The organism is Aequorivita sp. H23M31 (genome assembly GCF_004022485.1).
GTDB classification, from domain to species: Bacteria; Bacteroidota; Bacteroidia; order Flavobacteriales; family Flavobacteriaceae; genus Aequorivita; species Aequorivita ciconiae.
This window is the reverse complement of record NZ_CP034951.1, coordinates 3,082,577-3,105,007: the sequence shown is the minus strand read 5'-3', so window position 1 is coordinate 3,105,007 and position 22,431 is coordinate 3,082,577. Positions and strand designations below refer to the sequence as shown.

Here is a 22,431-nt window from a genome sequence, read left to right as displayed (position 1 = left end):
TCTATTATTAAAATTTAACACTTGATAACCGTTTTAAGCGACGCTCAAAGTCGGAGACTTTGCGTAGCCGGCTCAAAGTCGGAAACTTTGCGTAGCCGGCTCAAAGTCGGAAACTTTGCGAAGCCCTGTGGGACATGGGGATGGGTCACTTTTTTTGATAATTACTTGAATTTCATATTTACACTATATGGCAACAACAGAAGAGCTCGAGGTCGGAGACGAAACAGGCTCGAAATGGGAGATGTTGCGCAGCAGGGACTTTGAGCAGGGAGTCAATAAACCTCAAAGGCCATTGCAAATTTAAGCAGGGCCGCAAAGGTAGTGCACTGGGTCTTTCGGATTATATTTTTGCGATGGGTACTTACGGTATGGATTGATAGGGACAATTCTTCTGCAATATCTCTGGAAGATTTCCCGTGTACCAGAAGAGCGATAATCCGCTTTTCACTTTTGGTCAAGGTGGCAAAGACCCGATAATTATTTTTTATGTAAATATTTTCATCGAGCAATTGGTTCACTTTGGATATTGTAACGCCTACACCTTCAAGCGGATTTGAAAGGACTACCAATTTTTGTGCGGTAACGGAATTTTCAGGAACCGAGAACATTTTACAGACGGAATAAAACCATTTATAGTCGGTTTCACCGTGTAGTTTTACCCGTTGAAAAAAATTGTACTGTTGGGAGAAATCTTCATTTTCCAAATATCTTGAGATACCCATGAAAATTCCCAAAGACTCTTCCTTTACAAAGTACCTTTCGTAGTATTCATCACCAAGGGAATTGATTTCGCTGGCCGAGGTTCCCAAACGTTCACAACCCCAGTCATTCATAAAGCTTACCCCCACCGGTTTTCCTTCCACCACTTCCTGCACAATTAAGGCTGCGGGCAATATATTTCCCAGATCGACAAGGTTATAGGCGCCATTTTTAAGATGGCGCTGAACCCCGTGAAGTTGGGAATCCAATTCCAATCTCTTTGCTTTAAAGGATGAATTTTCATCAGCCATCGGTTAGGATTTAAATCTAATGATAAAAAAATCATTAGGAATTAGATAAAACTTTAGCAATAGTGAAAATACATTATTCCTTTAAAAATACCTAGTACTGGGTATTTTAAAATTGGGAAAAGATTTGCGTTTTTTACTTAATCTCTAAAACGATAATAATATGATAACAATCTCAAAACCATTAGTAGGCATTTGACAATATTTTGTCTATTCATTACTGCGCAAGTTCATGCACAAGATCGCTACGGCTACGCAAGTATTATAAAATTTGACCAAGAAAGTAAAACCCGATATCTTATTATTTCGGATCCAGTGAAGAATTGGTATTTCACATCGAATGGCCAAATGAGTGATGCGGAAAAAAAGGCTTGGAATTCGAGTTTTAGAACGCAAGCGAATAGAAAAATTGACTGAGTTGTTAAACTCTTATGAAGAACCGACGCCGTATAAAAGCTAGCCGAATCATCTTAAAAGCAAAAGGATTTTAAAATAACGTGTATGGAAATAGATGGGAAAAACATTGCTATAACCTATAATGATGGTGAGATTGTAAGAAAGGAGTTAAATTCACCTTACCCTTTAGTCATCTCGAAGAACGAATGTGGATTACCTGTGAAATATATAAATGGGCCTAGTAACGGTATTTTATGATGCCTCCAGTTAGAGAATGATGCAAAACGCCTTAAAAAAGCATTGAAACATTTAATTGAAATTTTAAAGGTAGAAAAGAATTCAGATCTCTTAGCAGATTAATTAAAAAGTTGACGCAGGATATTCTGGGAGCAATAGATCAAAATCAAAACATGTAAAAATTCCTTAAAGCTTATTTATAATCTAGATATGGAACTTTGTGGACTTACAATTTAGACCATTTGAAAGTTATCGAAAGTTACATAGTTGAAAAGTTGCGTAGAAGGAGCAGAAACCCTGCTAGCAATAATAGCATGGGCAGTAGATTTCCACAGTGGGTTAAAGATGCGAAAAGCAGGGATTGCTTCGCGAAAAGCTCGCAATGCTTGCTATGCTTACCCCATTAAATTCTCCATTGCGGCCCCCATATCGATTCCCGACTGAAGCACTGGCAAAAACAGATCGCCTAAATTTTCCACTCTCTCAGGCATATTTTTAAGGGTAAAATTTAAAATTTCCAACTTCGAGTTTATTTCGGACCATTCCAAGGGAGCGGAAACGGAAGCTCCTTTTTTAGGGCGAACGCAGTAAGGAGCAGCAAGGGTTTGTCCACGGCGGTTTTGGAGAAAGTCAAGGTAAATCCGGCCGTTCCGTTTATTTAAGGCGCGTTCCATTGTGGTAAGTTTGGGAAGTTTTTCCTTGATGTAATAACAGAGCAATTTGGTAAAATCGCGGGCTTCATCGTAGGTGTATTTTCCATCCAGAGGAATGTAGATATGTATGCCCGAAGAGCCGGAGGTTTTGGGATAGCCTTCAATTTTTGCAAGGTCCAACACTTCCTTTGCGGCCAAGGCGACTTCCTTAACCTGGGAAAAAGTATTTTTTTCCGAAGGGTCGATATCGATTACGGTGTAGGTAGGATGTTCCAAATCCTGGATAACGGAGTTCCACGGATTGATTTCTATACAACCCAAATTCGCCATATACAACAAGGTTGCTTCATTTTGGCAAAGGAGGTATTCAATTTTCTTTTTAGAAGATTCGGAGTAAATTTTAAAAGTCTCAATCCAATGTGGCAGAATTTCGTTGTCCTTTTGATAGAAGGAAGGTTTGTCGATACCATTGGGATGGCGGTTCAGGTTTTGAGGACGATCAATAAGGTATGGCAGAATGTATTCTGAAATATGAAGATAATAATCAATCAAGTCGTATTTGGTGTAGCCAGTATCGGGCCAATAGACTTTGTCAAGATTGGAAACGGGAACAGATATACCATCAACTTCTAAAGAAGTTGAAGATGAAGATGAAGTTTTTGTTTGTGTGGGGGAGTTTTTGGCAGTTTGATGTGGAACTATTTCTTCGGGGTTCTTATCCTTTCGAAGGCCTTTATAAACGGGATGGCGCATTACGCCACTGTTGGTCCATTCGGTGAATTTCACTTCGCAGATCAATTCCGGTTTTACCCAATATGGTTTTCTACCTTTTAATGCCGGGGCTTTTTTAAAAGGTCGTTCTTCAGCTTTCAGCTTTTCAAACTTTTTTTTGAGCATTTTTTGTTCGGCAGTAGAAAATCCAGAGCCACAATTTCCAACATACGTCAAAACTCCATCTTTATACATTCCCAAAATTAGGGAGCCGAATAGATTACCTCCTGTTTTTGAATCGGTGTAGCCGCAAATAATGGCTTCCTCGGTGTTGACGTCTTTTATTTTTAACCAATATTCACTTCTATACCCAGGAACATAAGTAGAATCTGCTTTTTTTGCCATCACGCCTTCCATTCCTGCATCCACCGCACGTTTGTAAAGAGTTGGACCCATTGCTTCAATATGATCACAATAAAGAACATTATCAAGGCCTTCCAGAATTTCGGGCAGAAGACTTTTTCGTTCTACCAAGGGGAGTCCGATGGTGTCCATTCCGTTAAGATGAAGCAAATCAAAAACCTGATATTGCAATTGACCTTTTGTAGTTTTGGCATCGTATTTCTGAAGTTTTTGAAAGTCGTTTTTTCCTTCTTTATTAACCACAATTACTTCCCCATCCAAAATACAGTTATGGGGGATATTTTCCAAAGCTTTTTTAACGGAAGCGAATTTTGAATTATAGGAAATCCCATTTCTGGAATAAATATCCACTTCCCCATCCTTGATATTTGCCACAACGCGATATCCATCCCATTTCAGTTCAAAAACCCAGTTAGGATCTTTGAAAATCTCCTTGGCCGAAGTAGCCAGCATCGGTTTTACATATTCATCAAGATTAAGGGATTTTCTGACCTGTGCGGACTTCTTTCCTTCCTCCACAAAGATTTCGGCATCGTATTCCAGGTCGGTGGAATATTTATCCTTTTTTTTAATCAGCAGCCATTGGTTTTTTTGCTCTCCGCGTTGGGTATGGACAAGGGCGAAAGTTCCTTTTATCTTTTTTCCGAAGAATTCTATTTTCAGATCTCCTTTGTTAATTTGGGCAACAGGATTTGAAGTGCCCTTACTTTCCAAAACATTGTAGGTGCCTTCATCCCAAATATCCATAACCCCCGCACCGTAATTTCCTTTGGGAATTACTCCGTGAAAAGAAAGATATTTAACGGGATGGTCCTCGGTTTGGATTGCCAACCGTTTATCCTCTGGATTTTGGGAAGGACCTTTGGGCACCGCCCAACTTTTAAGCACGCCCTCCATTTCCAGACGTAAATCATAGTGGAGTCTCGTGGCTTGATGGCGCTGGATCACAAATCTACGTTGATTCTCCTCACCTATCTCTCCCTCAGGTTCGGGGGTTTTATCGAATTTCCGTTTCTTTTTGTAATCCTCTAATCCCAAAATCAGGAAGCTTTACTTTTCTTTTTCTTATCAAGACTCGCTTTAAGCTTTGCCATCAGATCTTCAGCTTGTGTAGGAGTGGTATCCACTTTCTCCACCTTGGTCTTTTTACCCTTGGCTTTGGCATTGATTATTTTCATCAACTGGTCATTATAAACGTCCTTATATTTATCCAGTTTGAAGGGTTCCGTATAATTTTCTATGAGCGTCAGTGCCATATCTACCTCTTTCTTAGAAACCTTAGTGGATGGCAATTTAAGATCTGCGGGATCGCGAATTTCATCAGCAAATCTGATGGCATGTAGGACAAGGGCATCTTTATAAACTCCAATAAGGGCAAGATTTTCTTTTTGGCGCATCACAAAAGTGGCCACTCCCAGTTTCTTGGTTTTTTTAAGCGCATCTCTTAGTAAATTATAACTTTTCCCTCCTTCCTTTTGAGGTTCAAGAAAATAAGGCTTTTTAAAAAGCAAGTCGCTCACTTCTTTTTCTTCTACAAATTCCTCGATATCGATGGTTTTGCTCTTTTTCATATTCGCCTGGGCGAAATCCTCATCTTCCAAAATCACATAGTGATCATCTTTTTTAAAACCTTTTACGATATCCTTCCATTCCACTTCCTTCCCCGTATTTTCGTTTACCCGTTTGTAACGGATTCGGGCGTTGTCGTGCACGTCGAGCATATCGAGTTCCAGCCTGCTTTCTTCCGAAGCACTGTACATTTTAATGGGTATTGACACAAGGCCAAAACTAATCGAGCCGTTCCAGATTGAGCGCATAGTTTTTTAGGTATTAGGGATTGGGGATTAGGGATTAGGTTGTTGAGCAATTTCTTTTTATAACCACTTCCTTCAACTTCGTATAAAATTATAACTTCTATTTATGAAGTATGGCAGATTTTAGGATATTTTAACCTGAATGAGAACCTTTCAAAGTTTTGAAAATGGAGAAAAAGAGGAATTTGTGGGGATTAATACTGCAATCTTTTTGCTATTGGGCCAGAAATTCTTTTGCGGTCAGGACAGGTATCTTGGAGTTTTTAAGATCCTTTTTGTTTCGTGTTATTATAATGTCTATTTGATTTTCGACAGCGGTATAAAATTGTAATCCATCTTCAAAATCTGGAAAATCATCATCACTTAAAGCAAGTTGAATAATCTTATCATCCAAACTTACTATTTCAACAAGCACCTTGAATTTTCTCAATATTTCACGAGCTTCTTTGGCTGACTTCAGCTTTGTGAGGATATAGTTTGTTTTGACAAAAGTTAAAGATGAGATTACCAAATCCAATTCTTTTCTATCGGCCCTAGAAAACAGATCGGCTGCTTCGTCATAAAATTCCTCTCGTCTAGAAAGCAAGTCAATGACAATGTTTGTATCGATGAGTAATTTGCTCATTTGTATTTCTCGATTAGATAATCAGTGTAAGCATCCTTGTGGTCGAAATTCTCCGGAAGAGTCACAACACCACTTAGACTCTGAACTAAAGAAGTTATATTGGATTTATTTTCATTGGTTTTAGTTAGACTAGCCAAATAGGATTCTATAAGTTTTGATAGACTGGTATCCTGAGCTTTGGCATATGCTTTTGCCCTTTCTATAACCGCGCCTTTAAGGCTTAAAGTGAGTTTCTTGTCCATAGCAATAAGTTTACGTGTAAAAATAATCGATTACTACGTAATAAAAAAATTGTTAGGTTGACAAATAAATCGGAATTATAAATTATTGGATTATTTCCATTTAACAGGAAGGTTTCCATTTTAATCTCTAATTTTTAATACATTTGTTTTCCTTTCAAGCAAATAAAATGCATCAACATCTTTTTGCCATTATTGACGTAGAAACCACCGGCGGAGGAATAGCCGGCAATAGGATCACGGAGATTTGTATTGCCCTATTACGTGGCAATGTAGTAGTTGATAAATATACCACGCTAGTAAATCCTGAAAGGGAGATTCCGCATTATATCACGGCTTTGACTGGAATTGATGACCGAATGGTTGCAAACGCGCCTCGTTTTTTTGAAGTGGCGGAAAAGATTGACCTATTTACTCGTGATGCAATTTTTGTGGCGCATAATGTGAGTTTCGACTACAATGTTATTCGGAATGAATTTGAGAATATCGGTCAGAGTTTTACACGGAAAAGATTGTGCACGGTTCGCCTTTCGCGGAAATTGATTCCGAATTTACTCTCTTATAGTCTTGGACGACTTTGCGATACTATTAATATCCCACATCTGGACCGGCACCGTGCCGAAGGAGATGTGGATGCGACGGTAATTCTTTTTCAACGGTTGTTATCTTTGGACGAAGACTTTAAAGTGTTCAATACCTTTCTAAATCCGCGTTCCAAGCAGGCCACACTCCCACCTCATTTATCTTCGGAACAAATAGAGGATTTGCCGGAAGAGGCGGGGATATATCTTTTTAAAAACCAGAAGCACAAGGTGATATATGCTGGTAAGGCCATTAACATCAAAAAACGGGTATTGAGCCATTTTTATGATAAAAAGAAGGAATACCATCTTGGCCAGGAAACGTATTATATCGATTATGAAAAGACCGGAAATGAACTTTTAGCGTTGTTGGTGGAATCGGAACATATCCGAAAACACTATCCTAAATTTAACCGCGCTCAGAAACTGCCGGCAACCACCTATCAAATTATAAGCTATGTGAATCAACGGGGGATTATCCAACTGGCATTGGGAAAAACGAAAGCACTTAACGATTCCGTGAGTACCTTTTACAGCCGGACGGAAGCGATGGAAAAGTTGGAAGAAATTTGTGAGACTTATAAATTATGTCCGCGGTTCTGCACTCTTCAAAGTAATGTGGAAAAATGTTCGCATTATAAAATACATAGCTGCGAAGGAATTTGTGAGGAAACCGAATCAGTGGAAGATTACAATGAAAAAGTCAGATCGGCCATTGAATTTCTTAATGAAAACAAACCCAGTTTTGCCATCCAAGGAAAAGGAAGATCAAACGGAGAAATAGGATTCGCCCTAGTAGTAGCCGGACAATATCAAGGCTTCGGATTTTTTGACCAGAATGAGTCCATTTGTGAAGTAGAAGATTTTGAACCATATTTAAAACGGCAGATTGCCAGTTACCATACCCACGCGGTAATCCGGAGTTATCTGAAAAAATATGGAGAGGATAATGTGGTGCGGTTTGAGAATGCTCCAACTGTTCGGTGTGAAGTGCGGAGCCTGACTATTGATTTGTTTGAGTTTTTTCCCGGGAATTAAGGATTAAACCTGACAGGTCTCAAAGACCTGTCAGGTTTAGGTAGTCGAGTTGAGAAAAATATAGCTATATTCATTGCAGTCAATCAAATACAATGGATTTCTTGGAACCCACATATTTCTATCATATTTTCAATAGAGGAAACAACAAACAGCCCATTTTCCATGAAGATGATAACTATCGGTATTTCCTAAAATTGACACAGAAACATATTTTACACATAGCAGATATTTATTGCTATTGTCTTCTTAAAAATCATTTTCATTTTTTAGTCAGGATTAAGGAAAAGAGTGAAAACCAATCCCAGGCTTTTTCCAATTTATTTAATGCATATTCGAAAGCTTTCAACAAAAAGTACAATAGAACTGGGAACTTATTTCAACGTCCTTTTAAACGAAAGAGAATCACGGAGGAAAAATACTTAAGGCAGGTTATACTTTATATCCATCTGAATCCCGAAAATCACGGAATTATAGAGAATATTGAAAATTACCCAAATAGTTCCTATGCTACCATTCTTTCATCAAAACCTACCCAATTAAAAAGAGAAGAAGTAATTGAGATTTTTGACAATATTGAGAACTTTAAATTCGTCCATCGACAAAGACCTGATTTATCAGATCTCGACCAAACCTGATCCACCAAACTTGATCGACCAAAACTTGATTCATCAAACCTGACAGGTTTCAAAAACCTGTCAGGTTTAACCAACGAGACCTGTTAGGTTTAGAAAATTTCAGAAATCTTTGAAAACCTAATCTCCCCAAAATCCGTAATCACCTTATCGGCTTTGGAATAATCCTGATTAACAGAATTTGGACTTTTAAATCCGACACAATAAATTCCTGCCGAATGTGCGGCGGCGATACCATTAGTTGAATCCTCGATAACCATACACTTTTCGCGTGGTTTACCCGCCAATTCCGCAGCCTTAATAAAAATCTCTGGATGCGGCTTGGAGGCTTTTAAATCGGCGCCACTTATTTTGGCTTTAAAATATTTATTAAGGTCGAAACGATCAAAGATTCTTTCAATATTTAACATGGAAGCAGAGGAAGCAAGAACGAGTGTTAGGTCGTTATTATAGTAATCACGGATTAAATCATATACACCATCCAAGAGGTCGAGATCATTATCATTTTCGAAAAGGTATTTAAAATGCTTCCGCTTGGTCGCCATTAATTCCTGCGGACTTGCCGCCAAATTATACTCTTCAGTAAGAGTGCGACAAATGGGTAAAGTAGCTTGACCGGTGAAGGAATCGTACAACGAATCGGAAACGTCAATTCCGAAATCATCAAACATTCTATAATAAGATTTCCGGTGAAGTGGTTCCGTATCCACAATTACACCGTCCATATCGAAAAGTACTGCCTTTATCATTTATCTGTTTTCTTTTTTTGCGAAGATACTATGGATTGAATGATGGGGGCGCTAATTCACAAAAAATTAAAGTAAAAGGCCACTCAAAACTAAGTAGCCTTTTTATATAAACAATCTCCTCAGGTTTCAATAACTAAGAATGGAGCTGAAATCATTCATTTGGAAAAACTTTGATTGTAGGCTTATTATTTACACTTTAAATCTGCTCAATCAAATACTTAATCAAATCAGTAGTTGTAACTATTCCAACAAGTTTATTGTCATCAACCACTGGCAAGGCGTGAAATTCCTTTTTTGCCAGTATTTCAGCAACCTCCTTGACAGTAGCGGAGGAAGGAACGCTGACAAGGTTTTTTGCCATTACCTGCTCGATTGTAAACATATTATATACGGTAGTATCGATAGTTTCATCATCGTCATCAACTGCATCGGCAAAACTGATTCGCAACAAATCCGTATAACTCAGCATTCCAATAATGGATTTGCCCTTCACCACGGGAATATGTCTTATTTTGTTCTTCTTAAATAAATGTTCTGCAGTCTCTAATTCGTCCTTTGAATTTAAAGTGATAACATTCTTGGTCATAATTGATGAAATCGGCTCTCCTTTTCTCATAATTTCTATTGTTTTTAGTAATAGGATAAATTTCGAGAAAATGTTCCATATAAATTATGACATTCGTCAAGGAGACTAAGAAACATAAAATTTAAAAATCCCTATTTCAGTTGTGCCAACAATTCAAATGACTTTAATCTGGATCCGTGATTGTGAATATGTGAAACCGTAATTATTTCATCCACTCGTGTTTCTGAGATGAAATTCGCAATCTTTTTCCGAACTGTTTCCTGACTTCCCACAAAAGTATATTGCATCATTTTGGCTATATGCGCCTCTTCCATTGGATTCCAAATTTTGGACATATCTTCCACGGGCGGAGGTAATGGTTGTCTTGTATTACGAATAATATTCAGCATAAATTGTTTCATACTGCTGGAGAGATATTCTGCTTCTTCATCGGTATCTGCTACCACAACATTCACCGCTGCCATTGCATAGCAGTTTTCCAATTGTTTGGAAGGCCTAAAGCCATTTAGGTACAATTGCATCGCCTCGTGCAAATGATTAGGAGCAAAATGACTGGCGAAAGCGTAAGGTAATCCGAGTTCGGCAGCGAGCTGGGCACTAAAGGTGCTGGAGCCCAAAAGATAAAGGGGCACTTCCAAACCTTCGCCTGGAATAGCTCGAACGGGACTGTTATGACTGGTTTTTGAAAAATAATATTGCAGTTCCTGAATATCCCGAGGAAAATCATTTACCGTTTCCACTCTTTCTCGTCGAAGAGCTCTTGCCGTTAGTTGATCCGTTCCCGGGGCACGACCTAAACCAAGATCAATACGGTCTGGATAAAGAGTAGCTAATGTTCCAAATTGTTCTGCCACAATTAAAGGTGCGTGATTCGGGAGCATAACTCCGCCAGAACCTACGCGAATCGTTTTAGTTCCCTCTGCAATATATCCAATAAGCAATGGCGTGGCCGAACTGACAAGACTTTCCGCATTGTGGTGCTCGGAGATCCAAAAGCGTTTGAATCCCAATTTCTCGACATGCTGAGCGAGGGAAAGACTGTTTTCCATTGCTTGTTTATGGGAACTTCCCTGAATTACCGGAACCAAATCCAAGACGGAAAAGGGAATGTTTTTTAGGTTTTGTTCTTCTAACATTGATACATTTTTACAATTTACTGGATTGGCGATGAATACAAATTATGGTTAGCTTGGTTATTTTAATCGAATATTTATAAGTCCCACTGAACTTGTCGAAGTGCAGTATCAATAGGTCTTCGACAGGCTCAGACGGACAAATTATCACTTATTAACCTTCGCAACAAATTCACATTGTCTCAGTATAAATAAAAATTAAAAAAATCCCACTGTTTTTTATTCGAGCCAATTAGCGAAGTAGTTTTTTCTATTTTTTTATCACGATTTAATTCTGCCTCTTTTATATTGAAGCGGCCATTCTATATCCTCTCTCAATTCGTGTGCAAATTGTAATGGGAGATAGGGTTGTCGGAGACTTTCTCGGGCATATAGAATTAGATCTGCCATCCCTTTTTCCAAAATTTCTTCGGATAATGCTGAGGTGTTTATTTGGCCTACCGCGCCCGTAAGTATTCCTGTTTCTTTTTTAATTCTCTCCGCAAAACCCGCTTGATATCCAGGAGCAGTTGGAATCTTAGCGTGTGGTACATTCCCTCCGGAAGAGGTATCAATCAGGTCTACTCCCAAATCTTTTAGATGCTTTGCGAGGTTGACCGAATCTTCAATATCCCATCCACCTTCTGTCCAATCGGTTGCCGAAATTCGTACAAAAAGTGGCTTTTCATCGCCCCATTCTTTTTTTACTTCGGAAGTTACTTCCAATAACAATCTAATCCGATTTTCAAAACTGCCGCCATATTCATCTGTTCGATTATTTGCCAATGGCGAATAGAACTGATGGAATAGATAGCCGTGAGCAGCGTGAATCTCGACTACATCATAACCAGCTTTCTTTGCTCGACGGGTCGCTGCCACATAATCATCCTTCACTTTTTGAATTCCGTTTTTGTCCAATGCTACAGGAGGTGCCTCACCCTCCCTAAAAGGCAAAGCGGAAGATGAAACTGTTTGCCACCCATTCCTTTGTTCTGGATTTATCTTATGCGCTCCTTCCAAAGGTAGGGCATGGCTTGCTTTCCGACCGGCGTGCGCCAACTGGATTCCCATAAGCGAATTTTGTGAATGGACATATTCTATAATCTCTCTAGGCTTGATAATCTGCTCGTCATCCCACAGACCCATATCTCCATACGATATTCTGCCTTCTGGCGATACAGCCGTAGCTTCTTGAATAATTAATCCGAACCCCCCTGTAGCTCGACTTCCTAAATGCACGAGATGAAAATCGTTGGCATACCCATCTACGCAGCTATACATACACATAGGGGAAACTACCATTCGGTTTTTTAAAATGGTATTTCTGATTTGAAGCGGGGTGAAGAGTTTTGACATACTATGGGTTTTAAATGGAATTAAAATGATAAGACCTAGGACTTAAAGACATAAGACGGAGGACTAAATCGTCTGAATCTCTACATCTGCAAAAATATACACAAATGGAGCGGGATGGGGAGGATTTTGGGTGGTTTATCATATCGTTAACCTTTTGGGATTTTGACGGTCCCCCCAGTCTTCCCGAAGGAAGTTCGGGACAGGCTCTAAAGAGGGAGATGAGAAGCTTGTTAGAATTATATAAAACTACATTTCAATTTATTACGGAGTTCTTCGATTTCGATTTGGATTTCGATTTGGATTTCGATTTGGATTTCGATTTGGATTTCGATTTGGATTTCGATTTCGGTTTCAATCTGGTTAGTCCCCCGGCCCTCCCGAAGCAAGTTCGGGAGAGGCTCTAAAAGGGGAGATGGGAAACTTGTTAGAATTTTATAAAACTACATTTCAATTTATTACGGAGTTCTTCGATTTCGATTTGGATTTCGATTTGGATTTCGATTTGGATTTCGATTTGGATTTCGATTTGGATTTCGATTTCGGTTTCAATCTGGTTAGTCCACCCGGTCCTCCCGAAGCAAGTTCGGGAGAGGCTCTAAAAGGGGAGATGGGAAACTTGTTAGAATTTTATAAAACTACATTTCAATTTATTACGGAGTTCTTCGATTTCGATTTCGATTTGGATTTCGATTTGGATTTCGATTTGGATTTCGATTTGGATTTCGATTTCGGTTTCAATCTGGTTAGTCCACCCGGCCCTCCCGAAGCATGTTCGGGACAGGCTCTAAAGGGGGAGATGAGAAACTTGTTAGAATTATATAAAACTACATTTCAATTTATTACGGAGTTCTTCGATTTCGATTTCGATTTGGATTTCGATTTGGATTTCGATTTGGATTTCGATTTGGATTTCGATTTCGGTTTCAATCTGGTTAGTCCACCCGGCCCTCCCGAAGCAAGTTCGGGACAGGCTCTAAAGGGTGAGATGAGAAACTTGTTAGAATTATATAAAACTACATTTCAATTTATTACGGAGTTCTTCGATTTCGATTTGGATTTCGATTTCGATTTCGGTTTCAATCTGGTTGGCCCCCAGGCCCTCCCGAAGCATGTTCGGGACAGGCTCTAAAGGAGGAGATGGAAGAATTGTTAGATTTTTATAAAACTACATTTCAATTTATTACGGAGTTCTTCGATTTCGATTTCGATTTGGATTTCGATTTGGATTTCGATTTGGATTTCGATTTGGATTTCGATTTGGATTTCGATTTGGATTTCGATTTCGGTTTCAGTTTCATTTCTCCTTACACACATATTTATCAATCATATACTGCGTAATGGGTTTTAAGGTTTTTCCGGTTTCTGGATGTTTTCCTAGGTCCGTGAAAAATTCCAGTTCTCCTTTTCGGTTTTTTCCGTACCAGATTTGGGGATTTCCTTCGGAATTAAAAAATTGGGTGTTGCAATCGGGTTGGATTTTATTGAAATGCTCCATCTGGCTTTTATTGAACAGGAATATTTGTCCGTTTTCCAATTCCTTTGAATCGAAATCGGTTTCCACAAATTCATTTCCATCCCACTTCATCCATTTTTCCTTGTTTACGAAATCGAGAATAAAATAAGCTAGCAAACATCCTAAGATTATTAGAACTGTAGTTCGGTTTCTTCTAAAAAAACTACCCAAAAAGAAAGCCCTTCCTTTAGAAGTTCTACCAATCTCTTCTATTTCCAGAACCTTTTTTTCTTCACTGTTCCTTATTAGAAAATCGCTAAAATCTGCATAGTCTAAAAATTTTGCAAGACCATCGCGAACGGCCTTTTGTTTTAATTCAATATCCTCTCCTTGTGATGCTGCATTGTAGTAATCGCGAAGTCTTCTTTCGCCAAATTGAAAGTTCATTTCCTGCTCAATAAAGTCTGAAAGTTTTTCAGCGGCACTGGTTTTCGAGGGGGTTAAAATCCCTGTTTCCAATTCAATGGCCATTGCCTTTTCAAAAGCCTCCAAAATCAATTTGCTGTGCATTCCTTTCCTATTATTCAAGCATTTAAAACTACAAAACCCTTTCGGAAATATATGGAAATTCTTTTCCAAATCCTTTCCGGACGATTTCCAATTTCTCTTTCAGCATTGTCATTCTTTTGAACTGGTAATTGAAATAAGAAGCATAATGAAAACTGCTTACTGATTATTTCATTTCAACATAAACTGAATGAAATAGAATAGAGGCTCTAGGAGAAGTAGCGCTTTTATTCTATTTCCACAGCACTTCTCGCAAAATCTGGACCTCCATATCCAGCCCTAACCCTTTTGTTCAATCCTAAAATTATAAAAAATGAAGAAAATTGTTTCCATAATGGCAATCGGACTATTTAGTCTGATAGTTTTTTCCTGTACGCCCCAGGCAATTGATGCAGATACGATAAATCCACAATCTTGCTGTGGCGACGACAGCCATTTTCCTCCACCTCCATCACCAGGATTAAACGGTGGCTGATTGGTGGCTCTTAAAAAATAGTTACTTTTAGAGGGATGAAATTTCAAAAGCTTCCATCCCTCTTTTTTACATTCCAAATCCTGTTTTTTGGAATGTTATCGAGTTTATCCACCCATGCCCAGAATGAAGTTGATAGCATAAAATTTTATGGGAAAACCTTACTAAATCCTGACCGAGAAGCCAACCTTCCGGCAGCCTTCAACTATTTTGAAAAATCCCTGATTATAAATCTAAACGAAGGAGATACTCTGGAAGCAGTTAAAAAGCTTCGTCATATAACTATTGGACAAATTGAAGTTGGAGCACTTTTCGCGGGAGAGGAAACTGCCACCCGAGCTTTGTTGTTATTGGAAAATCAACCTACCGATTCACTTGTAATAAATTTAAAAAAAGGAATATATAATGATTTGGGAATGATTTATAGAATTCTGAAAAATCCCGACAATGCCTTTAGGTTTTATAATGAATCTCTTAAATATTGCCTGAATGCCCAGGACAGCATGCACCTTGTAAATAATATGGGAAATATTTACGTTGATCAAGGCAATTTTGAGTTGGCAGAGGAACAATTTCGAAGCTCTTACGAATTAAGTAAAAAGAGTACCGACTTTTATTCACAAGCAAGGTTTTTGGATAATTTAGGCTTTTCACAGTCCAAATTGGGACTTCCAGTAGGGCTGCAAAATATGCTAACTGCACTGAAAATACGCCACAGCAACAATGATTTAGCAGGACTTTATGCAAGCTACTCGCACTTGGCAAAACATTATTACGGTCGTGGCGAACAAAAAGAAGCTTTGGAATACGCGGAGAAAGCCTATCATCTTGCTCACCGGCTTAAACGACCATCGTATATAGAAAATTCATTGGCCAACTTATTGGAAATTAGGGAAGATAGCCTTTCACGTGAGTACATTAAACTTAACGATAGCATAGCCCAAGCAAAACTTCAAAGACGAAATAAATATGCAGGAATGCAATATAATCTATTAAAAGAAAAGCGAAAAACTGAGCAAAATAGATTATTGCAGGAGAAGGAAAAAAGAAAGAAACAGGGATATCAATATTTGGGAATCTTATTGTTTTTAACCCTTATAGCAATCTATTTCATCCAACGGGCCCAAAATAGAAAAAACACCATAAAGCAGATCTACAATACTGAGACGCGCATTTCAAAAAAACTTCACGATGAGGTGGCAAATGACATGTACCACTTAATGACCAAAATCCAATTGGGTGACCCTGATCCAGAAAAACTATTGGATGATCTGGATTTGATTTACAATAAAACCAGAGATTTAAGTAGGGACAATGCCGCACTAATTATTGAGGAGGATTTTGGTTCTCAACTAAAAGATCTTTTAAATAGCTACAAACAAGACGAAACCGTAATAACTACGCAGAATATTTCGCAAGTGGATTGGAAAACTATTTCGCCCCATAAAAAAACTACTATTTATAGGCTGTTGCAGGAAATAATGACAAACATGAAAAAACATAGTCAAGCCTCGCAGGTTCTTATAAGTTTTAGTAAAAACGGAAAAAAATTACAGATAAAATATGTAGATAACGGGGTTGGATGTAAGTTAAAAAACAAAAATGGTCTTGAGAATATGGAAAGCCGTATTAAGGCGGTAAAAGGAAGTATTATATTTGAAACATCTCCCCAAAAAGGATTTAGAGTAACCATAACTATTTAGAGGATGTTTAAAAGAGTTTTACTTTCTGAGGATATAGATACTATCAGTCAGGGTATTATGGCCGTGATGGATAAACTGCATATTGAAGATGTGCAACAAACACAATATTGTGACGACACCTATTTGAGAATAAAGAAATCAAATATTGACGGGTTTCCTATAGACTTATTAATAACAGATCTTTCCTTTGTTCCAGACCACCGAAAACAGGAAATAAACTCTGGTGAGGAATTAATCAAAAAGGTAAGAAAAGAATTTCCTGAACTTAAAATTATAGTTTATTCTATAGAAGACCGTCCTGAACGCGTTCGCTCCCTACTGAGAGATTTTAAGGTAGATGGTTATGTAGCAAAAGGAAGAAGAGGATTAAGAGAGTTGGAAGACGCAATTATTTCCGTGATAAATGAAAAAATTTATCTCTCTCCCAGCTTGAACCAAACTATAAGATCACAGCCACCCGTGGAAATCATAGATTTTGACATTGAACTGTTACGGCTTCTCTCCAAGGGCCATTCCCAGGATCAAATAAGTGCCTATCTAAAAGAAAAGAGTATAAAACCGTGTAGCTTGAGTGCCCTGGAAAAACGACTCAATATATTGCGTCATCACTTTGGAGCGAACAATGTTGTTCATTTAGTATCAATTACAAAGGATTTGGGGATTATCTAGCAAAATCTGTTTATATTTTGAGAATATTACGAGACTTATGTGTGCAAATATTTTTAGAATTAAAATTTATTCCGATAAAGTTCTCAGAATAAGGTTTTCCGTAAGGAATGCCGAAATTGTTGATTTAACTTTGCAGTGGTTCATTATCTGATTGATTCTGGGGAGGATCATATTAATGAACCAAATTACCAATCCCTCATAATTAATTTTGTGGGGGATTACTTTTTTGCCTCAGTCAAAATGCAAATAAGAGAAAACACTAACAAATTTTCTTATGGAAAATTTGGGTCGAAAAGCCGAAACGGCAAAAGTCAATTATGGTGGTAGAAAATATTTTGGGATTTTAGAACGAAAATCCAAAAGAGCCAGTTATCCCAAATTTGCGTGCCTCGGGCTCTTCCAAATAATTGCCCCGGAAGTTAAAATCCAATCGGAAAACTTTAAATATATTGCCAACCCCTACACTCCATTCCCAGTAAATATCCTCTGGAGCCTGATAGACAATGTTGGAGGCGTTCAAATAGATATTATCCTGTGAAATAGTTCCATAAACCGCCCTAAAACCTACTATTTCTCTAAGATTCCATTTGCGAATAATTGGAATTCGGGAAAAGATGCGCCCGCCAAAATCATGTTGCAAATAAAGGGAAGCATATGTATCGCTTACAAACTCGTAATAATCAAGTTGGGTGAAAGTATTGTATATAGTAAAATAGGTTTGGTTGCCCGGAATAGGACTCAGAAGACTGAGAGGCACAGGATCAAAAGTTTTCCCTATTTCGGCAGTAGAAAATAAACGTCCCAATCCTCCAATATTCCAAGGTCTAGAATAATATGCCTGCAGACGTCTGTATTCAAAATCGCCACCTAATATATCTTTCATTCCATATCCATATCCCACATAAAAAGTAGAATAACTACCGTCATTAATAATAGTTCGCTCCACACCAAAGCCAGATGTCTTTTTGCCAGGTGTGTAAAACAATCCAACCTCAATTTCCGGCTGGTGGACTTCACTCGCTATTTCACCAGTAAATACACCATCATCCATAACCTTGTAATCTATACTGAAAGTTTCGGTAGCAGATCGAAGAGTTCTATAAGAACCTGTAACTCTTACTACAAAGTTTTTCCAAGGTTCAATATCAAAACCAACAGTACTAAGATTAATGTTTGAGAGCCTATCATTGGTGCCAACTGAAAACAGAGTGGAACTTGCTAAATTTCGACCTAAAACATCATTACTGTTAGTCAAACTTGCACCGGTTTGCTCCACATCGCGACGATTGCCTCCAAAAACAGTAAGTCTTGATCGCCGATCTAATAACCACTTACCAGAAAGACCGTATTTAAATTTATTATCTTTAAATCCGTAGGCACCAAAACCTTCTAATCTCCAGAGGTCGTTCTGGCTGAAAAATGTTCTTCCACCCAGACGGATGCGCACACCTTCGGCTTCATTGTATCCGAAAATGGAATAGATAGGACCAGCATCAAAATGATCGATCAAATAATACCCACTTGCCAAGGTGGCCGTAAGATTATATAAAGTGTTGAATCGAGGGACTGTCCTTAGCGTATCAAGCATTTTATAAATTCCTTTTTCATCTTTGCTCAATTTTTCCAATCTTCTTTCATCCCAAAATTCATCAGGACGATTATAGATTTCATATTGATAAGGATCAACCTGTTCGGAATAAAACTTCTTATCCTTGGGTACATCGAACACATAATTATTATAAAGTGTGGTACGTTTTCCATATATGCCTTTGGCCTTTTCCTTTTTTCGCAAACTGAAATCGCTCATAAAATAATCACGGGTAATCAAGAATATGGAATCGTTCAGCACATCAAACTTTTGTTCAATATAAACATCCCGCACCCAATTTAAATTGGCGCTTTTGGAGGCCTGTAGATTAATTTCCTTTATTGCCCAAGTGGTATCGTTTACCCAAAAATCCCCCTTAAATGTAAGTTCATTCTTCCTACGGGGATAATAGATAATATTATAACACCATTTATTGTCACGAAAAGCACTGTCCTGCAACACATAATTATACACATCAATACCCGTCCGTGACAAAGGGCTTGTAAATGCCTTATCAAAAAACTTTAGGTAATTATCATAAACATCGTATTCGCTATATAAATCCTTGATAAAAGCAATCAATGCCTGATTATTATCGAATCCAGAATTTTTATTTCCTATAAGATCTTCTTTCTCCGTATTTAAAACATTATCTCCGTAAACTTTATAATATGCTTCATTTAGGAAAATGGGTAAATAGGTTTTTCCTGTTATATTGGAAGTATCCGTCATATCAAATATGAATTCCATTCCGTTGAATATTTTGCTTTGCATAAAAGCACTGTCTATGGAGTTTAAATCAAATTCAAGTTTTTCGTACTTATCGTATTGGTATTGCTTAAATTTTTTTACACCATTCTCCCTCCTATTCTCCCATATCTTCCGAAGAATATCTATAGCAGGATTATTCTTTTTGGATGTTTTCCCGGTAAAGATTACCACTTCGTCTAAAGCCGAGGCAGCTTCTTCCAGCACCACTTCCATTTTATAGGTAATTCGCTGGGAAAGCTCCACTTCTTTGGTAGTGTAGCCGATAAAAGAAAAAACAACTGTTGGAAAAGTTTTGGCACTTTCAAGATAGAACCGACCGTTTTCATCAGAAATGGTTCCTTCCTGGGAACCTTTAAAAATAACGTTGGCAAAAGCGATAGGTTCCCCTGAAGTATCCTTAATAAGACCGCTAATTTTGGTTTGTGAAAATACCGAAGCACTTAATAATAATAAACCTAAAATTAAAAATTGCTTCATATAGGGAGAGAATAACAAACAAAATCAAAAACGGCAAAAAGAATAAATGAAATTACGTATCGCCAAATACAAACTCAATAAAATCTTCGAATGATAGTTTTATTCCCGAAGATATTTTGAACTGCTAGATTTATTAGTCCAACTGAGTAAAATATATTATTTATACAGGACCTTTTTAACCGCCTTAACCACGTCCTCACTACTTGGCAACCATTCTTTGAACAAGGCTGGAGAATAAGGTGCAGGTGTATCGGCAGTGTTGATTTTAATAATAGGGGCGTCCAGATAATCGAAAGCTTCATTTTGAACGATATACGAAATTTCCGTTGCAACATTTCCGAAAGGCCACGCCTCTTCCAAAATTACCAGACGGTTTGTTTTCTTTACAGATTCAAGAATTGTGTCCTTATCCATGGGTCTTACTGTGCGCAGGTCTATAATTTCGCATTCAATTCCTTCTTTAGCCAAATCATCGGCTGCTTTGTATGCTTCCTTAATAATTTTTCCAAAAGAAACAATTGTTACATCTTTTCCTTTACGTTTGATTTCGGCAACTCCAAGAGGAATAAGATATTCTCCTTCCGGCACCTCACCTTTATCGCCGTACATCTGTTCACTTTCCATAAAGATAACCGGGTCATCATCGCGAATAGCACTTTTTAAAAGACCCTTGGCATCTGCAGGATTACTGGGAACAACTACTTTTAAACCTGGGCAGTTGGCATACCAACTTTCAAAAGCTTGGCTATGGGTGGCGGCCAACTGACCGGCTGATGCAGTTGGTCCACGAAAAACGATGGGAATATTGAATTGGCCACCGCTCATTTGTCTCATTTTCGCGGCGTTGTTTATTATTTGGTCAATTGCCACAAGCGAGAAATTAAACGTCATAAATTCAATGATCGGTCTATTGCCATTCATTGCTGAACCAACTCCAATTCCCGAAAATCCATTTTCTGAAATTGGTGTATCTATTACTCGTTTGGCACCAAATTCATCAAGCATTCCTTTACTGGCCTTGTATGCTCCATTATATTCGGCAACTTCCTCACCCATTAAATATATAGTATCGTCCCGACGCATCTCCTCGCTCATTGCTTCTGCTATTGCCTCTCTGAATTGTAATGTCTTCATTCCTAAAAGTTGTATTTATAAATAATCAAGCTTCCTGCTTTAAAAAGCACAACAAAAATAAAGCTATTTATTGATTTTCCGGCGTCCTTTTCGCAAATGTATCCATTGCTACTTTTGGGAAATTAATTTTAAGGGGAGCATCCCAATATGAAAGTTTTTTTGCCTACTTGCTTAACATAGATTTAACACATATATTTAACTATCAAATGAAGATGAATGCATCCATTTTTAACGAATAAGATGAAAAACTATTTTTAATTTATAAAACACCATTAATAACCACTCTGATAATCCTAAAACTCGAACTATGAAGAAAATTACATTCCTAAGCATTGCGATATTATTCGCAAACACTATAATCTGCCAAGTACCCCAATTCGAAAGGGATGCCTTAATGGCACTTTACAACAGTACCGATGGCCCAAACTGGGTCGAAAATACTAATTGGGGTTCTAGTAATCCTGTTTCCACGTGGCACGGAGTAACCGTTGAAAATATTGAAGGAAACGACCATGTTACTTGGCTAAATTTACCAAGCAACGGCCTCCTGGGCACCCTATCTCCAGAATTGGTCAATCTAACAGAATTGACATTCCTGGGTCTCTTCGACAACCAACTATCTGGTAATTTGCCAGTTTTTATTTCCGATTTTAGCAAACTAACTATTCTGGCACTTGATTACAATGATTTTACTGGAAGCATCCCAGGCGAATATGCAAATCTAACGGCAATGGAAAGCTTGTACTTTAGTGCGAATAACCTCACCGGCGAGGTTTCAAATATTTTTTCGGCTATGCCAAATCTGGAGCGGTTATACTTGGGCGAGAACAATCTTGAAGGTAATTTGGATTTAAGTGCTAATGAGAATGTAAGGTTGGTTTATCTTTTAGACAACAATCTCTTAAAAATAGATCTTAGGAATGGAAACAATCAGGGTCTTGAAAGACTTATTGTAACCAACAATCCAGAATTGACCTGTATTTTTGTCGATGACAAAAACAATGTTCCCCAAGAGTGGACAAAAGATGCTACAGCTACCTATGTAGAAACACAAGCCGAATGTGATGCTCTTGGTACCGAAGATATTCACGCCATTTCATTTGCTATTTATCCAAATCCGTCGAAAGGTCATTTTATTATCAACACGAATTCAGATGTTGATTCTGTTTCCATTTATGATATTTCCGGAAAACAGATCAAAACTTTTAAGCAACAAAGTGAATATGATGTCACTGATCTCGCCAAAGGCTTGTATTTGTTAAAGATTCAAAATAATAAAGGCTCGCAGATTGAAAAATTTCTTGTTGAATAACAATTAAATTCCATTACAGGAAACCACATCCTCAAGTATAGCGCAGTACCTGATGATGTGGTTTATTAAATAAAATATTTATATGATCATCGTTCAAATCACGGGATTACTAAAAACCCTTAATGA

21 protein-coding genes are annotated in these 22,431 nt (G+C 38.0%); 9 read left to right on the top strand and 12 right to left on the bottom strand.

Annotated features, from left to right (window positions below; translation table 11 throughout):
• Positions 1 to 272: 272 nt before the first annotated feature.
• From EI546_RS16535 to EI546_RS13580, 5 genes are all read right to left on the bottom strand, one after another.
• Positions 273 to 1,010 carry a helix-turn-helix transcriptional regulator gene (locus EI546_RS16535; RefSeq protein WP_240673116.1) on the bottom strand — a complete coding sequence of 246 codons (738 nt, stop codon included), beginning with the start codon at positions 1,008 to 1,010 and terminating at the stop codon, positions 273 to 275.
• Between the two features lie 1,025 nt (positions 1,011 to 2,035).
• Positions 2,036 to 4,465, bottom strand: a complete 2,430-nt coding sequence (ligD, locus tag EI546_RS13595; RefSeq protein WP_128251054.1) for a DNA ligase D — start codon at positions 4,463 to 4,465, stop codon at positions 2,036 to 2,038.
• A 2-nt stretch (positions 4,466 to 4,467) separates the two neighbouring features.
• Positions 4,468 to 5,244 (bottom strand): non-homologous end joining protein Ku, encoded by a 777-nt coding sequence (gene ku / locus EI546_RS13590; RefSeq protein WP_128251053.1) that lies wholly within the window; start codon positions 5,242 to 5,244, stop codon positions 4,468 to 4,470.
• A 211-nt stretch (positions 5,245 to 5,455) separates the two neighbouring features.
• Positions 5,456 to 5,866, bottom strand: coding sequence for a type II toxin-antitoxin system VapC family toxin (locus EI546_RS13585; protein ID WP_128251052.1), 411 nt, complete (start codon positions 5,864 to 5,866; stop codon positions 5,456 to 5,458).
• The gene (locus EI546_RS13580; RefSeq protein ID WP_128251051.1) at positions 5,863 to 6,108 is read right to left on the bottom strand and encodes a DUF6364 family protein; all 246 of its coding nucleotides are present in this window, start codon (positions 6,106 to 6,108) and stop codon (positions 5,863 to 5,865) included. Before EI546_RS13580 ends, EI546_RS13585 begins: the two co-directional genes overlap by 4 nt.
• A 167-nt stretch (positions 6,109 to 6,275) precedes the next feature.
• On the opposite strand from EI546_RS13580, the gene EI546_RS13575 reads away from it, so the two are divergent.
• Both EI546_RS13575 and EI546_RS13570 read left to right on the top strand, forming a co-directional pair.
• Complete coding sequence (locus tag EI546_RS13575; protein ID WP_128251050.1) at positions 6,276 to 7,724, top strand: exonuclease domain-containing protein; 1,449 nt, start codon at positions 6,276 to 6,278, stop codon at positions 7,722 to 7,724.
• Positions 7,725 to 7,816: 92 nt separating this feature from the next.
• The gene (locus EI546_RS13570; RefSeq protein WP_128251049.1) at positions 7,817 to 8,359 is read left to right on the top strand and encodes a transposase; all 543 of its coding nucleotides are present in this window, start codon (positions 7,817 to 7,819) and stop codon (positions 8,357 to 8,359) included.
• Between the two features lie 89 nt (positions 8,360 to 8,448).
• Here the strand turns inward: EI546_RS13570 and EI546_RS13565 are convergent, their stop codons facing one another.
• The 4 genes from EI546_RS13565 to EI546_RS13550 all read right to left on the bottom strand — a co-directional run bounded on the left by EI546_RS13565 (position 8,449) and on the right by EI546_RS13550 (position 12,159).
• Positions 8,449 to 9,105, bottom strand: a complete 657-nt coding sequence (locus EI546_RS13565) for an HAD family hydrolase (protein ID WP_128251048.1) — start codon at positions 9,103 to 9,105, stop codon at positions 8,449 to 8,451.
• 196 nt (positions 9,106 to 9,301) lie between these two features.
• Complete coding sequence (locus tag EI546_RS13560) at positions 9,302 to 9,721, bottom strand: CBS domain-containing protein (RefSeq protein WP_128251047.1); 420 nt, start codon at positions 9,719 to 9,721, stop codon at positions 9,302 to 9,304.
• Between the two features lie 101 nt (positions 9,722 to 9,822).
• Positions 9,823 to 10,827 (bottom strand): LLM class flavin-dependent oxidoreductase, encoded by a 1,005-nt coding sequence (locus EI546_RS13555; protein WP_128251046.1) that lies wholly within the window; start codon positions 10,825 to 10,827, stop codon positions 9,823 to 9,825.
• A gap of 258 nt (positions 10,828 to 11,085) precedes the next feature.
• On the bottom strand, positions 11,086 to 12,159 hold the full coding sequence (locus EI546_RS13550; protein ID WP_128251045.1) for an NADH:flavin oxidoreductase/NADH oxidase: 1,074 nt from the start codon (positions 12,157 to 12,159) through the stop codon (positions 11,086 to 11,088).
• A gap of 104 nt (positions 12,160 to 12,263) precedes the next feature.
• Here EI546_RS13550 and EI546_RS16270 point away from each other — a divergent pair, with 104 nt between their 5' ends.
• Genes EI546_RS16270 through EI546_RS13540 form a run of 3 tightly spaced genes read left to right on the top strand, consistent with a single transcriptional unit; the run spans position 12,264 to position 13,497 of the window.
• The gene (locus tag EI546_RS16270) at positions 12,264 to 12,563 is read left to right on the top strand and encodes a hypothetical protein (protein ID WP_164905243.1); all 300 of its coding nucleotides are present in this window, start codon (positions 12,264 to 12,266) and stop codon (positions 12,561 to 12,563) included.
• Between the two features lie 8 nt (positions 12,564 to 12,571).
• Positions 12,572 to 13,288, top strand: coding sequence for a hypothetical protein (locus tag EI546_RS13545; protein WP_164905242.1), 717 nt, complete (start codon positions 12,572 to 12,574; stop codon positions 13,286 to 13,288).
• A gap of 8 nt (positions 13,289 to 13,296) precedes the next feature.
• Positions 13,297 to 13,497, top strand: a complete 201-nt coding sequence (locus EI546_RS13540) for a hypothetical protein (RefSeq protein WP_128251043.1) — start codon at positions 13,297 to 13,299, stop codon at positions 13,495 to 13,497.
• Here the strand turns inward: EI546_RS13540 and EI546_RS13535 are convergent.
• The gene (locus EI546_RS13535) at positions 13,454 to 14,182 is read right to left on the bottom strand and encodes a hypothetical protein (RefSeq protein WP_128251042.1); all 729 of its coding nucleotides are present in this window, start codon (positions 14,180 to 14,182) and stop codon (positions 13,454 to 13,456) included. The genes EI546_RS13540 and EI546_RS13535 overlap by 44 nt on opposite strands.
• A 310-nt stretch (positions 14,183 to 14,492) precedes the next feature.
• Here EI546_RS13535 and EI546_RS16265 point away from each other — a divergent pair, with 310 nt between their 5' ends.
• The 3 genes from EI546_RS16265 (at position 14,493) to EI546_RS13525 (ending at position 17,023) form a co-directional block, all read left to right on the top strand.
• Entirely contained in the window at positions 14,493 to 14,654 is a 162-nt protein-coding gene (locus EI546_RS16265; RefSeq protein WP_164905241.1) for a hypothetical protein, read from the top strand.
• Positions 14,655 to 14,746: 92 nt separating this feature from the next.
• On the top strand, positions 14,747 to 16,354 hold the full coding sequence (locus tag EI546_RS13530; protein ID WP_164905240.1) for a tetratricopeptide repeat-containing sensor histidine kinase: 1,608 nt from the start codon (positions 14,747 to 14,749) through the stop codon (positions 16,352 to 16,354).
• Between the two features lie 3 nt (positions 16,355 to 16,357).
• Entirely contained in the window at positions 16,358 to 17,023 is a 666-nt protein-coding gene (locus tag EI546_RS13525) for a helix-turn-helix domain-containing protein (RefSeq protein WP_128251040.1), read from the top strand.
• Between the two features lie 343 nt (positions 17,024 to 17,366).
• Here EI546_RS13525 and EI546_RS13520 read toward each other — a convergent pair whose 3' ends face one another.
• Both EI546_RS13520 and EI546_RS13515 read right to left on the bottom strand, forming a co-directional pair.
• Positions 17,367 to 19,859, bottom strand: a complete 2,493-nt coding sequence (locus EI546_RS13520; RefSeq protein WP_128251039.1) for a DUF5686 and carboxypeptidase-like regulatory domain-containing protein — start codon at positions 19,857 to 19,859, stop codon at positions 17,367 to 17,369.
• A gap of 156 nt (positions 19,860 to 20,015) precedes the next feature.
• Positions 20,016 to 20,993 (bottom strand): pyruvate dehydrogenase complex E1 component subunit beta, encoded by a 978-nt coding sequence (locus EI546_RS13515; protein ID WP_128251038.1) that lies wholly within the window; start codon positions 20,991 to 20,993, stop codon positions 20,016 to 20,018.
• Between the two features lie 307 nt (positions 20,994 to 21,300).
• Between EI546_RS13515 and EI546_RS13510 the strand changes: the two genes are divergently transcribed.
• Complete coding sequence (locus EI546_RS13510) at positions 21,301 to 22,305, top strand: T9SS type A sorting domain-containing protein (RefSeq protein ID WP_128251037.1); 1,005 nt, start codon at positions 21,301 to 21,303, stop codon at positions 22,303 to 22,305.
• Positions 22,306 to 22,431: the final 126 nt, after the last annotated feature.